The sequence below is a fragment of the Kitasatospora xanthocidica genome, assembly GCF_014656195.1.
In the GTDB taxonomy this organism is placed as follows: Bacteria; Actinomycetota; Actinomycetes; order Streptomycetales; family Streptomycetaceae; genus Kitasatospora; species Kitasatospora xanthocidica.
Genome location: NZ_BNBY01000004.1, coordinates 368,011 through 381,543 on the forward strand (window position 1 = coordinate 368,011; position 13,533 = coordinate 381,543).

Consider the following 13,533-nt stretch of genomic DNA (forward strand, 5'->3'; position numbering starts at 1 on the left):
CTCACAAAGGAGCCCGAACAGTGATCACCGCCATCGTCCTGATCAAGACCAGTGTCGACCGCATCCCGGAGATCGCCGAGGCCATCGCTTCCATCGAGGGGGTCAGCGAGGTGTACTCGGTGACCGGCGGCTACGACCTGGTGGCGATGGTCCGGGTGCGCCGTCACGACGACCTGGCCGAGGTCATCCCCGGCCGGCTCAACAAGGTCCCGGGCGTGGCGCACACCGAGACCCAGATCGCCTTCCGCACCTACTCCCAGCACGACCTGGAAGCCGCCTTCGCCCTCGGCCTGGACGAGTAGTGACGACCGGCACCGACCGGCGGGGAGCCCGGCTCAGCCCTCCCGGCGCGTGTCGGCCACACAACGGCCGCCCTCGTTGCGGTAGTTCCACGCCGCGCCGTCCGTGACCAGCTCGCGGACGGCGGTCAGGAAGCGGTCGACGTGCTCGTCCGGGGTCCCGGCGCCGAAGCTCACCCGGATCGCGTTCAGGCTGCGCTCGCCCGGCAGCGACGGCTCCGGCGCGCCGCACTCGGACGGGGCCACGTCCTCGTCCCCGAGCAGGGTCCGCACCAGCGGGTGGGCGCAGAACAGGCCGTCGCGCACCCCGATGCCGTACTCGGCGGACAGCGCGGCCGAGAAGTGCGAGCTGTTCCAGCCCCGGACGACGAAGGACAGCACGCCGACCCGCGCCGAGCCCTCCCCGAACAGGTTGAGCACCTTGACCTGCGGGATCTCCGCCAGCCCCGCGGTCAGCCGGTCGACCAGCTGCCGCTCCCGGGCCTCCAGCGCGTCGAAGCCCGCCTCGCCCAGCGCCCGGCAGGCGGAGGCGATCGCGTAGGCGCCGATGACGTTCGGCGAACCGGCCTCGTGCCGGGCCGGTCCGGTGTGCCACTGCACGGCCACCGAGCCGTCCGTCTCCCGGGCCACCGTGCGGGTCGCCCCGCCGCCGGCCAGGTACGGTTCCGCCTCGTCCAGCCAGTCCGCCCGGCCGGCCAGCACCCCGGCGCCGAACGGCGCGTAGATCTTGTGGCCGGAGAACGCGATCCAGTCGACGTCCAGTTCGCGCACCGAGACCCGGTGGTGCGGGGCCAGCTGGGCGGCGTCCAGGACCACCCGGGCGCCGTGCCGGTGCGCGGTCGCGGTCAGTTCGGCCACCGGCCACAGCTCGCCGGTCACGTTGGAGGCGCCGGTGACGCACAGCAGCTTCGGGCCCTCGGGCGCCCCGGCGAGCGCCGCGTCCAGGGCGGCCACCGCCTCGGCCCGCGAACGCGGCGCGCGCAGGTAGGTGACGGCCAGTCCGGCGTGCGCCCAGGGCAGCAGCGAGGCGTGGTGCTCGGTCTCGAAGGCGAACACCCGGGTGCCGGCCGGGACGGCGGAGGCCAGCAGGTTGAGCGAGTCGGTGGTGGCCCGGGTGAAGACCACCTGGTCGCCCTCGCGCAGGTCGAGGAACTCGCCGACGGTGCGGCGGCTCTGCTCGAACAGGTCGGTGGAGAGCTGCGAGAGGTACCCGGCACCGCGGTGCACGCTGCCGTAGTACGGGGCGTAGGCGGCGACGTCGTCCCACACCCGCTGCAGCGCGGGCGAACTGGCCGCGTAGTCGAGCGCCGCGTAGCCGACCTTCTCACCGTTGACGAGCGGGACCTGGACGTCGGCACCGAGGACGGCGAGCGGGGTGCGGATTTCGGTAGAAAGGGACATGAGGATGCACTCCTTCGAGGTCTGGGACCCCGGGAGTGTCAGTCGTCGGGCGTCCGCGCTTGTCGCACGGACGGCATGCCGTGACGACCCGGTCCTCACCCAGGGCACCCCGCCACGGACGGAGGGTTGCCGGACAGCGAGCTGGGGCTTTGCGCTGTCACTCATGACCTGCCGAAGACTCTAGGTCGCGTCCGCCGGGTGGTCAAACAGGCATCCACCATCCGGACGGCGCCTTCGCCCGCTCGCCTCCGGGGCGCTCCGACCCGGCGCCGACGCTCGTCGCTCCGGCGCTCGTCCCTCGCTTGTCGCTCCTCAACTTTCGGCACCGGCGCGCCCCTTCGGCTCGGGGCGGCCCCTTCGGCTCAGAGCACGGAAGCCCGCACCGGCGTACCGGTACGGGCTCCCGACTGCCGTCTCAGCCGCGGGTGGTGGCGTCCGACCAGCGGCGCAGCAGCTCCTGCGCGGCGCCCGAGTCGATGGCCTCCGCGGCCCGCACCATGCCCGCCGCGAGCTGCTCCGCCAGCGGTGCCTCGCCCAGGTCGAGCGCGACCAGCGCCGCCGCCGTGTTCAGCAGGACGGCGTCCCGCACCGGCCCGCGCTCCCCCGCCAGCAGACGGCGCGCGACCTCGGCGTTGTACGCCGGGTCCCCGCCGCGCAGCGCCTCGATGCCGACCAGCTCGATGCCGACGTCCCGCGGGTCGAAGGAGGTCTCGGTGACCACCCCGTCGCGCACCACCCACACCCGCGAGGTGGTGGCGGTGGTCAGCTCGTCCAGTCCGTCGTCGCCGCGGAAGACCAGCGCGGTCGAGCCGCGCCGGGCGAGGACGCCGGCGATCAGCCCGGCGAGCCGGGTGTCGAAGCAGCCGACGGCGTGGGAGGTGACCTTGGCCGGGTTGGTCAGCGGGCCGAGGAGGTTGAACGCGGTCGGCACCCCGAGGTCACGCCGGGCGGTGGCCGCGTGCCGCATCGAGGGGTGGAACTTCGCCGCGAAGCAGAAGGTGAGCCCGACCTCCTCGGCCACCTCGGCGACCCGCCGGGCGGACAGGTCCAGTGCGATGCCGAGCTTCTCCAGCACGTCGGAGGACCCGCTGGACGAGGAGGCGGCCCGGTTGCCGTGCTTGACCACCTTGGCGCCGGCCGCCGCGGCGACGATCGCCGACATCGTGGAGATGTTGACGGTCTTCGCCCGGTCCCCGCCGGTGCCGACGATGTCCACCGCCGGGCCGGGGATGTGCAGCGGCTCGGCGTGCGCGTACATCGCGTCCACCAGACCGGTGACCTCGTCGACCGTCTCGCCCTTGGCCCGCAGCGCGATCATGAACCCGGCCACCTGCGCGGGGGACGCCTCGCCGCTCATGATCCGGTCCATCGCCCACGCGGTGGACGAGCGGTCGAGGTCCTCCCCCTTCAACAGCGCCGTCAGGAGGTCCGGCCAGGAGCGGACCACCTGCGCGGGGTCGCTACCGCCGTTCGCAGGGTTCACGTTCACCATGGCTGACTCCAGCTGTTGTCGGTTCCCCCGCTCCCGGGGGACGTCCGTACGGATGGAGCCAGCCTATCGAGCGGCGGGTGCCTACGGCCCCGTCTTCTCTCCTACTGAAATAACGCAGGTCAACGAGTGGCCGGCGCCCGCTTCGCCAGCCGGGCCCGGAGCAGGGTGGCGACCGCCTCGGCCAGCGCCACCGGGTCCACCGGGTGGGAGATCGCGGCATCGGCCCTGCTCCAGGCGGCGAGCCAGGAGTCCTGCGGCCGGCCGATCAGCACCAGCACCGGCGGGCAGCCGTAGATCTCGTCCTTCAGCTGACGCCCGAGCCCCAGCCCGCCGGCCGGGACGGCCTCGCCGTCCAGCACGCAGAGGTCCACGCCGCCCTTCTCCAGCGCCTTGAGCACCGCGGGGGTGGTCGCGCACTCCAGGTAGGACAGCTCCGGAAGATCCTCGGCGGGCCGACGGCCGAGCGCCGTCAGCACCTGCTCGCGGGTGTTGCGGTCGTCGCTGTAGACGAGGACGGTGAGCGTCTCATCGGTCGTGTACGCCATGGACCCTGCTCCCTCAAGTGTGATCCGGACCACGTTCGCCTGATCCGGATGCTACTCCCGATCACCCGCCGCCGAGTCCCCCTCGCGCACGTTCCCGCTCAAGCCGCCGCGCCCGGGGCTCACCCGGCTGGCGGAGGGGCCGTCACCCGGAACCGCCCGTTCCCCCGTACGGCCGACCCCGGCTCCCCGCCCTTACCTCCTGCGGCTACGCCGACCGTGCAACGACGCGCCGGGCAACGGGGTCGTGGACCCCTCAGAGGAACCGTCAGAAAAGGGACACGCCGCTGCTCAACCCCCGTCCGGGCACCCCGCCACCCCTCAAGCGGGCATACCGCACGCACCGGACACTCCGAGGGACACCCCCCGGCGTGAAGACGGAATAAGGGACCGACATAATGTCCGTCGTGGCGACAGCAACAGCAGTAGAAACCGGGCACGCGCACGGATCGGTCAACCGGCCGAACATGGTCAGCGTCGGAACGATCGTCTGGCTCAGTTCCGAGTTGATGTTCTTCGCGGCCCTCTTCGCGATGTACTTCACGCTCCGCTCCGTCAAGGGAGCCGAGTTCTGGACCGAGAAGGCCCACGCGCTCAACGTGCCGTTCTCCTCGGTCAACACCACGATCCTGGTGCTCTCCTCGCTGACCTGCCAGCTCGGTGTGTTCGCTGCCGAGCGCGGTGACGTGAAGAAGCTCCGGGCGTGGTTCATCCTCACGTTCGCAATGGGCGCGATCTTCATCGGCGGCCAGGTGTACGAGTACACCGCGCTGGTCAAGGAGGACGGCCTGTCCCTGTCCTCCGACCCGTACGGCACGGTGTTCTACCTGACCACCGGCTTCCACGGCCTGCACGTGACGGGTGGTCTGATCGCCTTCCTGCTGGTCCTGGGACGGACGTACGCAGCCAAGCGCTTCACGCACGAGCAGGCCACCGCCGCGATCGTCGTGTCGTACTACTGGCACTTCGTCGACGTCGTGTGGATCGGCCTGTTCGCGACCATCTACCTGATCAAGTAACCAGCTGATCAGGTCGCTGGCCACCGGCTGCGGCCCCCGCCCTCACCGGCGACGGGCCGCTTCTGCCGGTGCCGACGCTCCCACCGACCGACCGCGCGCGCAGCCCTAGACAGGCAGCCTCGTGCCGGCCAGACCGGCCGCCGGGTGCACCCACCAGTCGACCAGATCCTGACACCGGGGTTATTCCGTGAAAAAGCTCTCCGCACGACGGCGCCACCCATTGGCGGCGCTGGTCGTCCTACTTCTCGCCCTGGCGGCAACCGGGGGGCTGTACGCCGCGTTCGCGCCCGCCGACAAGGCGCAGGCCGACGTCGCCGCGCAGTCGCTCGCGATCGATGAGGGCAAGAAGCTCTTCGCCGTCGGTTGCTCCTCCTGCCACGGCCTGAACGGCCAGGGCAGCAGTGACGGTCCGAGCCTGGTCGGCGTCGGCTCCGCCTCCGTCGACTTCCAGGTCGGCACCGGCCGCATGCCGGCCCAGCAGCCCGGCGCCCAGGTGCCGCGCAAGAAGAACATCTACACGCAGGCGGAGATCGACCAGCTCGCCGCCTTCGTCGCCTCTCTCGGCCCCGGCCCGGTGACCCCGAAGGAGGAGCAGTACACCTCGACCAACCCCGAGGACATCTCCAAGGGTGGCGAGCTGTTCCGCACCAACTGCGCCCAGTGCCACAACTTCGCCGGCCAGGGCGGTGCCCTGACCAAGGGCAAGTACGCCCCGTCGCTGGAGGGCGTGGACGCCAAGCACATCTACGAGGCCATGCAGACCGGCCCGCAGAACATGCCGTCGTTCCCGGACACCACCATGCCCGAGGAGCAGAAGAAGCAGATCGTGGCCTTCGTCCGCCACACCACCTCCGATGAGCCCAACCCCGGTGGTCTCACGCTCGGCAGCCTCGGTCCGGTGACCGAGGGCCTGTTCGGCTGGATCTTCGGGCTCGGCACGCTCATCGCGGTCGCGATCTGGGTCGCCGCCCACACCACCAAGGCCAAGAAGTCATGAGCCACGACATGTCAGAAGAGAAGCTCCCGGAGTCGCACGGCTCCGCCGGCGAGGTGGCCGAGCACGGCAACCCGTTCGCCGACCCGGGCCTGCCGGCCCACGAGCCCCGTCGCACCGACATCGACGAGAAGGCCGCCTCGCGCGCCGAGCGCCAGGTCTCGCTGATGTTCGTGATCTCGATGCTCGCCACCGTGGGCTTCATCGCCTCGTACGTGGCCATCGACCCGGACAAGATCGTCTACATCTTCCCGCTGGGCAAGGTCAGCGCGCTGAACTTCGCGCTGGGCCTGACCCTGGGCGTCGCCCTCTTCATGATCGGCGCGGGCGCGGTCCACTGGGCCCGCACCCTGATGTCGGACGTCGAGCTGCCGGCCGAGCGTCACCCGATCGAGGCCTCCGACGAGGTCCGCGCGGACGTCATCGAGCAGTTCAAGACCGGTGCCGCGGAGTCCGGCTTCGGTCGCCGCAAGATGATCCGCAACACCCTCATCGGTTCGATGGCCCTGGTCCCGCTGTCCGGCGTGGTCCTGCTCCGCGACCTCGGCCCGCTCCCGGAGAAGAAGCTCCAGGAGACCGGCTGGAAGGAGGCGACGGAGACCAAGCCGCTGCAGCTCGTCAACATGAACACCATGCAGCCGATGAAGCCCGAGGACGTCATCATCGGGTCGCTGACCTTCGCCATGCCGGAGGGCCTGTCGACCCACGACGAGGACTTCCAGCAGCGCATCGCCAAGGACGCCCTGATGCTGGTCCGCATCGCGCCGGACGACATCAAGGACGACAAGTCCAAGGAGCTGGGCTTCGAGGGCATCCTCGCCTACTCCAAGATCTGCACCCACGTCGGCTGCCCGATCAGCCTGTACGAGCAGCAGACCCACCACGCGCTCTGCCCCTGCCACCAGTCGACCTTCGACCTGGCGGATGGCGCGCGCGTCATCTTCGGCCCGGCCGGCCACCCGCTGCCGCAGCTGAAGATCACCACTGACGAAAAGGGCAACCTGGTCGCCACCGGCGACTTCGCCGAGCCCGTCGGCCCGAGCTTCTGGGAGCGTGCTCGATGAGTAGCGCGAGCAGCACCACGACCGGTGCCGCCAAGCCCTCCAGCACGCGCGACAAGCCCGCCAACAAGTGGGAAGCCGCCGCTGACTGGACGGACGGCCGGCTGGGGATCTACTCCCTGGCCAAGGCCAACCTCCGCAAGATCTTCCCGGACCACTGGTCCTTCATGCTGGGCGAGATCTGCCTCTACTCGTTCGTGATCATCATCCTGACCGGCGTCTACCTGACGCTGTTCTTCAAGCCCTCCATGGGCGAGGTGATCTACAACGGGTCGTACGTCCCGCTCAAGGGCATCGGCATGTCCGAGGCCTACGCGTCGACGCTCGACATCAGCTTCGAGGTCCGCGGCGGCCTGCTGATCCGTCAGATCCACCACTGGGCCGCGCTGGTCTTCGTGGCCGCGATGCTCGTGCACATGATGCGCGTGTTCTTCACCGGCGCGTTCCGCAAGCCCCGCGAGATCAACTGGGTCTTCGGCTTCCTGCTGCTGGTCCTGGGCATGTTCGACGGCTTCTTCGGCTACTCGCTGCCGGACGACCTGCTGTCGGGTACCGGTATCCGCTTCATGGAAGGCGCGATCCTCGCCGTCCCGCTGGTCGGCACCTACCTGCAGATGTTCCTGTACGGCGGCGAGTTCCCCGGCCACGACATCATCCCGCGGTTCTTCACCATCCACGTGCTGCTGATCCCGGGCATCATGCTCGGCCTGCTGGTGGCGCACCTGATCCTGGTCTTCTACCACAAGCACACCCAGTGGGCGGGCCCGGGCAAGACCGAGAAGAACGTCGTCGGCATGCCGCTGATGCCGGTCTACATGGCCAAGGCCGGTGGCTTCTTCTTCCTGGTCTTCGGTCTGATCTCCGCCATCTCGGCGATCGCCTCGATCAACCCGATCTGGGCGTACGGCCCGTACCGTCCGGACCAGGTGTCCACGGACGCCCAGCCCGACTGGTACATGGGCTTCTCCGAGGGCCTGATCCGTGTCATGCCGGGCTGGGAGATCAGCCTGTGGGGCCACACCCTGAACCTGGGTGTCTTCGTCCCGCTGATGATCTTCCCGCTGGTCCTGGTCGCGATCGCGGTCTACCCCTTCATCGAGGGCTGGATCACCGGCGACAAGCGCGAGCACCACATCCTGGACCGCCCGCGCAACGCCCCGGTCCGCACCGCCCTGGGTGCCGCCTGGATCAGCCTCTACCTGGTCCTGCTGGTCGGTGGTGGCAACGACCTGTTCGCCACCCACCTGCACCTGTCGATCAACTCGATCACCTACTTCGTCCGCGTCGGCTTCTTCGCGGTGCCGGTCATCGTCTTCATCATCACCAAGCGCTGGTGCCTCGGCCTCCAGCGCCGTGACAAGGAGAAGGTGCTGCACGGCCGCGAGACGGGCGTCATCAAGCGCCTGCCGCACGGCGAGTTCGTCGAGGTCCACGCGCAGCTGCCGCAGAAGGACCTGTTCAAGCTCACCGCGCACGAGCAGACCCAGCCGGTCGAGCTGCCGGCCCAGACGGACGAGAACGGCGTGGCCCGCAAGGCCGGCGCCCTCACCCGCACCCGGGCCAAGCTGTCCCGCGGCTTCTACGGCGAGGGCAGCCAGATCCCCAAGCCCACCGCCGAGGAGCACCACGAGATCACCAGCGGCCACGGCCACCACTGATCCCGTACCCGCGTCACCCCGAGGGCCGCTGACCAGAGTTCATCTGGTCGGCGGCCCTCGGCCTTTCCCGCATCCGCCAGCCCGTACCCGCCGCGCCCCTGGAGCCCCCGTGCAGCTCTCCGTCGACCCCGCGTCCGCCACTCCCCCGTACGAGCAGATCCGCGCCCAGATCGCCGAGCGGGCCCGCACCGGGGAGCTGCCGACCGGGCTGAAGCTGCCCACCGTCCGGGCGCTGGCCGAGGAGCTGGGGCTGGCCGCCGGCACCGTCGCCCGGGCGTACCGGGAGCTGGAGGCCGACGGCGTGGTGGAGACCCACGGCCGGCGCGGCACCCTGATCGCCGCCGCCGGGGACACCGCGCACCGGCTGGCCGCCGCGGCCGCCGCCGAGTACGCCGAGCGCGCCGAGCGCCTCGGGCTCTCCCACGCGGACGCCCTGGCAGCGGTCGTCACCGCCCTGGGGCTGGCCTACCCCGAAGGCTGACGACGAGGGGCCTGAGGGGGGTCTGCGGGGGCTCAGACCTCCGGGCGGATCATCCCGGCGGCCGGGGCCTGGGCGGCCGGTGCGGTGGTGCTGAGGGGCTGTCCGGCGGCGCTGTGCTTGACCCAGTCCGTCCAGGTGACGTTCCAGTCCCCGAAGCCGTTGCCGAACGGCTCCATCGTGGCGCCGTGGCTGTTCACCACCGTCACCAGGTCCCCCACCCGGGTGTTGTCGTAGAACCACTTGGCGTTCTCGGTGCTCATGCCGGTACAGCCGTGGCTGACGTTCTCGTAGCCCTGCGAGCCGACCGACCAGGGCGCCGCGTGGACGTACTCCCCGCTCCAGGTCACCCGGGTGGCCCACAGCACGTCGAGGTCATAGGCCTCCGTGCTGCCGGCGGCTATGCCGATGGTCTCGCCGTTCATCCGGACGGACTTCTCCTGGCCGAGCACCACCTTGACGCCGTTGCGGGTGTCGAAGCCGGGCTTGCCGGTGGTGACCGGGATCGTCCGGACGACCTCGCCGTCGCGCTTGAGGGTGAGTTCGTGGGTGGCCGCGTCGACCACCGACTCGACCCGCTCGCCTATCCGGATCCGCAGCGAGCTGCGGTCGCCGCCGTAGAGGCCGTCGGCGATCCGGCTGCCGGTGCCGTCGAAGGCCAGCGCGACGGTCGTCCCGGCCGGCCAGTACTCCTCCGGGCGGAAGTGCAGGTTCTTGTCGTCCACCCAGTACCAGGCGCCGGTGACGGCGGGCTGGGAGGTCACGGTCAGGGCCTGCTCGACCTCCTGACGGGCCTGCGGGTCCTTCACCGCCTCGGAGAGCTGCACGGTGAGCGGCTGGCCCACCCCGTAGACCCCGCTGCCGGAGGAGTCCGGGCCGAGCTTGGCGGTGAGCAGGCGCTGGGCGGCGAGGGTGGAGAAGTTCTGGGTGGTGTCGCCCCGGCCGCCCTTGCCGTCGTCGGCGGAGACCCGGACGGAGTACGCGGTGCCGGCCTTCAGCCGGCCGGTGGTCTGCCAGCTGCGCTGGTCGTCGGCGAGCCGGCCCGCGACCACCCGGCCGTCCGGGCCCACCACGGTGACGTCGGTGAGCCGGCTGCCCTCGACGGCCGTCACGGTGACCGGCTGGGAGGGATCGGTCCTGCCGTCCGCCGAGAGGTGGACCAGCGGGGCCGCGTCGATCCGGTGCGGCCCGGCCGACTCCTCCCCGCCGGACGAGCAGGCGGCCAGCGGGGCCAGCACTGCGAGGGCCAGCGAGATGCCGCCGATACCCGCGATTCCGCGCCTGTCGGCCATGACCGCCTCCGGGGTTCGCACGATTGATCAGATCGTAGGAACGCCTGGTGCCGAAGCGACATCCGAGCGACCCCCCGTTCACCCGGCCGAGTGAGGCGTCACCCCGCGGACGCGCCAGGGCCGGTCCCCCCGTGCGGGAGGACCGGCCCTGGTGTCGGTTGCGGAACCCTACTGGTTCTGGTTCTCGCCCCGGTAGAACTCGAAGACCCATCCGAAGATGCCGATCATGATGATCGGGGCGGCCCAGAACATCAGCCACCAGCCGAAGATCACGCCCAGGAAGGCGAGCGCGCCACCGAGCGCCAGCGAGAGCGGCTGCCAGCTGTGCGGGGCGAAGAAGCCCAGCTCGCCGGAGTCGTCCGCGACCTCGGCCTCGGGGTTGTCACCCGCGCCGCTGTCCACCCGGCGGGCGGTGAAGGCGAGGTAGTACCCGATGAAGGCGCACAGGGCGAAGGCGAGGAACAGCGCCGTGGTACCGGCGGCCTCCAGGCCCGGGCCCGAGTTGTTGGTCCACAGGCCGTACGTGATGGCCATCGCCAGCACGAAGACCGACAGGCCCAGGAAGATCTTTCCCTGTTCCTTCATCAGGCGTCACCCTCCTGCTTGCCCTTGCCCAGCTTCGGGGCGTCGTACTTCGCCGGGGTCACACCGGCGAGGTGCTTGGCCGGCTCACCGTGGTTCTCCAGGTAGTCCAGCGCGGCGATCTCCGGGTGGTGGAGGTCGAAGGCCGGGGATTCGGAGCGGATCCGGGGCAGCGTGAGGAAGTTGTGCCGCGGCGGCGGGCAGGAGGTCGCCCACTCCAGCGAACGGCCGAAGCCCCACGGGTCGTCCACGGTGACCTTCTCGCCGTACTTGGCGGTCTTCCAGACGTTGTAGAGGAACGGCAGGATCGACAGGCCGAGCACGAAGGAGCCGATGGTCGAGACGGTGTTCAGGGTGGTGAAGCCGTCCGAGGCCAGGTAGTCGGCGTAGCGGCGGGGCATGCCCTCCGCGCCGAGCCAGTGCTGCACCAGGAAGGTGGTGTGGAAGCCGAAGAACAGCGTCCAGAAGGTGATCTTGCCGAGGCGCTCGTCCAGCATCTTGCCGGTCATCTTCGGCCACCAGAAGTGGAAGCCGGCGAACATCGCGAAGACGACGGTGCCGAAGACCACGTAGTGGAAGTGGGCGACGACGAAGTACGAGTCCGAGACGTGGAAGTCGATCGGCGGGGAGGCCAGCAGGACACCGGTCAGACCACCGAAGAGGAAGGTGACCAGGAAGCCGACCGTCCAGAGCATCGGGGTCTCGAAGCTCAGCGAGCCCTTCCACATGGTGCCGACCCAGTTGAAGAACTTCACCCCGGTCGGGACCGCGATCAGGAAGGTCATGAAGGAGAAGAACGGCAGCAGCACCTGCCCGGTGACGTACATGTGGTGCGCCCACACCGTCACCGACAGGCCGGCGATCGCGATGGTGGCCGCGATCAGGCCGGAGTAGCCGAACATCGGCTTGCGGCTGAAGACCGGGATGATCTCCGAGACGATACCGAAGAACGGCAGCGCGATGATGTACACCTCGGGGTGGCCGAAGAACCAGAACAGGTGCTGCCAGAGCATCGCCCCGCCGTTGGCCGGGTCGAAGACGTGGGCACCGAACTTGCGGTCGGCCTCCAGGGCGAACAGCGCGGCGGCCAGGACCGGGAAGGCCAGCAGGACCAGCACCGAGGTCAGCAGGACGTTCCAGACGAAGATCGACATCCGGAACATCGTCATGCCGGGGGCGCGCATGCAGATGATCGTGGTGATGAAGTTGACCGCACCGAGGATCGTGCCGAAGCCGGAGAAGGCCAGGCCCATGATCCACATGTCGCCGCCGATGCCCGGCGAGTGCACCGCGTCCGACAGCGGGGAGTAGGCGAACCAACCGAAGTTGGCAGCGCCGTTCGGAGTCAGGAAGCCCGCCACCGCGATGGTCGAACCGAAGAGGTACAGCCAGTACGCGAACATGTTCAGACGCGGGAAGGCCACGTCCGGGGCGCCGATCTGCAGCGGCATGATCCAGTTGGCGAAGCCGGCGAACAGCGGCGTCGCGAACATCAGCAGCATGATCGTGCCGTGCATCGTGAACGCCTGGTTGAACTGCTCGTTCGACAGGATCTGGGTCCCGGGACGAGCCAGCTCGGCGCGCATGACCAGGGCGAGGATGCCGCCGATCAGGAAGAAGGCGAACGACGTGCCCAGGTACAGGGTGCCGATCGTCTTGTGGTCAGTGGTCGTCAACCACTTGATGATGGTCGAACCCGGCTTCCGGGTCCGCTGCGCCCCGACCGTGACGGCCTCGGCGCCCCCGCCGGCCGCGGCGGGCTCGTTGAGGATGGTCACTTCTCTTCACTTCCCATGGTGATGAGGCCGGAGGGCACCGCACCGTTCTGACCCTTGGCGCGAAGCTCGGCCAGGTGCTTGTCGTAGTCGGCGCGGTCGACGACCTTGACGTTGAACAGCATGCGCGAGTGGTCGGTGCCGCAGAGCTCGGCACACTTGCCCATGTACTCGCCCTTGACGGTCGGGGTGACCTCGAACTTGTTCACCACGCCCGGCACGACGTCCATCTTCATCATGAAGTTGACGGGCCAGAAGTCGTGGATGACGTCACGCGAGGTCAGACGGAACTGCACCGTCTCGTTGACCGGCAGCCAGAGCGTCGGCACGTCCTTGGGGGTGCCGACCTCGTACGCGGCGTCCTTGTTGGCCGGGTCAGGGGTCTCGGTGTTCTCGTAGTTGAACGCCCAGCTCCACTGGAAGCCGACCACGTTGACGTAGTGCTGCGGCTTCTCGGAGACGTGCGTCAGCTTGTTCTCGTCGCGGGCGACGAAGTAGAAGAGCACCGAGACGATGATGATGGGGACCGCGGTGTAGAGCGCCTCGATGGGCACGTTGTACCGGGTCTGCGGGGGGATCTCCACGCCGGTGCGCTTGCGCCGGTGGAAGATCACGCTCCAGATGATCAGACCCCACATCAGTACGCCGACCACCAGCGCCGCGATCCAGGACCCCTGCCACATCTGGAGGACCATCGGCCCTTCCTTGGTGACGGGGCTCGGGAGGCCAAGCCTGGGGAGGTCGTTGGCCGAGCAGCCGGTGGCGGTCGCGATGACGAGGCCCAGTGCCAGCGCCTGAGGCAGCTTCCGCCGCATCGTGCGCCGCGGCGAGCGGTCGGAGCCGTTGGGACTCACGTAGCGCCTTCCCGAAGTCTCGCCCGCCTTCGCGTCGCCCCGGGGAGGAGTGTGAGCCTCCACGGCGACCCGTCCACGGGCACGGT

At 69.7% G+C, this 13,533-nt stretch carries 13 protein-coding genes and 1 riboswitch; of the genes, 6 read left to right on the forward strand and 7 right to left on the reverse strand.

Annotated elements, in window-relative coordinates; all coding sequences use genetic code 11:
- Window positions 1-20 precede the first annotated feature (20 nt).
- Window positions 21-302: an Lrp/AsnC family transcriptional regulator gene (locus tag IE332_RS10010; RefSeq protein WP_189915153.1), complete on the forward strand. Its 282-nt coding sequence runs from the start codon at window positions 21-23 to the stop codon at window positions 300-302.
- A gap of 33 nt (window positions 303-335) precedes the next feature.
- On the opposite strand, the gene IE332_RS10015 is transcribed toward IE332_RS10010, so the two are convergent.
- From IE332_RS10015 to IE332_RS10025, 3 genes are all read right to left on the reverse strand, one after another.
- Window positions 336-1,700 carry an aminotransferase class V-fold PLP-dependent enzyme gene (locus tag IE332_RS10015; RefSeq protein ID WP_189915155.1) on the reverse strand — a complete coding sequence of 455 codons (1,365 nt, stop codon included), beginning with the start codon at window positions 1,698-1,700 and terminating at the stop codon, window positions 336-338.
- Window positions 1,701-1,750: 50 nt separating this feature from the next.
- Window positions 1,751-1,869, reverse strand: a riboswitch (SAM riboswitch).
- Window positions 1,870-2,115: 246 nt separating this feature from the next.
- The gene (gene trpD, locus IE332_RS10020; RefSeq protein ID WP_189915156.1) at window positions 2,116-3,192 is read right to left on the reverse strand and encodes an anthranilate phosphoribosyltransferase; all 1,077 of its coding nucleotides are present in this window, start codon (window positions 3,190-3,192) and stop codon (window positions 2,116-2,118) included.
- 119 nt (window positions 3,193-3,311) lie between these two features.
- Complete coding sequence (locus IE332_RS10025) at window positions 3,312-3,737, reverse strand: response regulator (RefSeq protein ID WP_189915158.1); 426 nt, start codon at window positions 3,735-3,737, stop codon at window positions 3,312-3,314.
- A 395-nt stretch (window positions 3,738-4,132) separates the two neighbouring features.
- Here IE332_RS10025 and ctaE point away from each other — a divergent pair, with 395 nt between their 5' ends.
- From ctaE to IE332_RS10050, 5 genes are all read left to right on the forward strand, one after another.
- Window positions 4,133-4,753, forward strand: a complete 621-nt coding sequence (gene ctaE / locus IE332_RS10030; RefSeq protein WP_097238232.1) for an aa3-type cytochrome oxidase subunit III — start codon at window positions 4,133-4,135, stop codon at window positions 4,751-4,753.
- A 187-nt stretch (window positions 4,754-4,940) separates the two neighbouring features.
- A complete protein-coding gene (gene qcrC, locus IE332_RS10035) occupies window positions 4,941-5,750 on the forward strand; it encodes a cytochrome bc1 complex diheme cytochrome c subunit (protein ID WP_189915165.1) in 810 nt (269 codons plus the stop codon).
- An 8-nt stretch (window positions 5,751-5,758) separates the two neighbouring features.
- The gene (qcrA, locus tag IE332_RS10040) at window positions 5,759-6,811 is read left to right on the forward strand and encodes a cytochrome bc1 complex Rieske iron-sulfur subunit (protein WP_189915167.1); all 1,053 of its coding nucleotides are present in this window, start codon (window positions 5,759-5,761) and stop codon (window positions 6,809-6,811) included.
- Window positions 6,808-8,466, forward strand: coding sequence for a cytochrome bc1 complex cytochrome b subunit (qcrB, locus tag IE332_RS10045; protein WP_189915169.1), 1,659 nt, complete (start codon window positions 6,808-6,810; stop codon window positions 8,464-8,466). The genes qcrA and qcrB overlap by 4 nt, the downstream gene beginning before the upstream one ends.
- 109 nt (window positions 8,467-8,575) lie before the next feature.
- A complete protein-coding gene (locus tag IE332_RS10050) occupies window positions 8,576-8,947 on the forward strand; it encodes a GntR family transcriptional regulator (protein ID WP_189915171.1) in 372 nt (123 codons plus the stop codon).
- Between the two features lie 32 nt (window positions 8,948-8,979).
- Here the strand turns inward: IE332_RS10050 and IE332_RS10055 are convergent, their stop codons facing one another.
- The 4 genes from IE332_RS10055 to ctaC all read right to left on the reverse strand — a co-directional run bounded on the left by IE332_RS10055 (window position 8,980) and on the right by ctaC (window position 13,447).
- Window positions 8,980-10,236 (reverse strand): L,D-transpeptidase, encoded by a 1,257-nt coding sequence (locus IE332_RS10055; RefSeq protein WP_189915173.1) that lies wholly within the window; start codon window positions 10,234-10,236, stop codon window positions 8,980-8,982.
- Window positions 10,237-10,404: 168 nt separating this feature from the next.
- Window positions 10,405-10,821: a cytochrome c oxidase subunit 4 gene (locus tag IE332_RS10060; RefSeq protein ID WP_189915175.1), complete on the reverse strand. Its 417-nt coding sequence runs from the start codon at window positions 10,819-10,821 to the stop codon at window positions 10,405-10,407.
- Window positions 10,821-12,596, reverse strand: coding sequence for an aa3-type cytochrome oxidase subunit I (gene ctaD / locus IE332_RS10065; RefSeq protein ID WP_189915177.1), 1,776 nt, complete (start codon window positions 12,594-12,596; stop codon window positions 10,821-10,823). Before ctaD ends, IE332_RS10060 begins: the two co-directional genes overlap by 1 nt.
- A complete protein-coding gene (gene ctaC, locus IE332_RS10070; RefSeq protein ID WP_189915179.1) occupies window positions 12,593-13,447 on the reverse strand; it encodes an aa3-type cytochrome oxidase subunit II in 855 nt (284 codons plus the stop codon). Before ctaC ends, ctaD begins: the two co-directional genes overlap by 4 nt.
- Window positions 13,448-13,533 lie beyond the last annotated feature (86 nt).

Excerpts from the sequence above, each read along its gene's own strand:
- IE332_RS10015 (WP_189915155.1), bottom strand. The coding sequence starts at position 1,700 with ATGTCCCTTTCTACCGAAATCCGCACCCCGCTCGCCGTCCTCGGTGCC.
- trpD (WP_189915156.1), bottom strand. The coding sequence starts at position 3,192 with ATGGTGAACGTGAACCCTGCGAACGGCGGTAGCGACCCCGCGCAGGTG.
- IE332_RS10025 (WP_189915158.1), bottom strand. The coding sequence starts at position 3,737 with ATGGCGTACACGACCGATGAGACGCTCACCGTCCTCGTCTACAGCGAC.
- ctaE (WP_097238232.1), top strand. The coding sequence starts at position 4,133 with ATGTCCGTCGTGGCGACAGCAACAGCAGTAGAAACCGGGCACGCGCAC.
- qcrA (WP_189915167.1), top strand. The coding sequence starts at position 5,759 with ATGTCAGAAGAGAAGCTCCCGGAGTCGCACGGCTCCGCCGGCGAGGTG.
- qcrB (WP_189915169.1), top strand. The coding sequence starts at position 6,808 with ATGAGTAGCGCGAGCAGCACCACGACCGGTGCCGCCAAGCCCTCCAGC.
- IE332_RS10055 (WP_189915173.1), bottom strand. The coding sequence starts at position 10,236 with ATGGCCGACAGGCGCGGAATCGCGGGTATCGGCGGCATCTCGCTGGCC.
- IE332_RS10060 (WP_189915175.1), bottom strand. The coding sequence starts at position 10,821 with ATGAAGGAACAGGGAAAGATCTTCCTGGGCCTGTCGGTCTTCGTGCTG.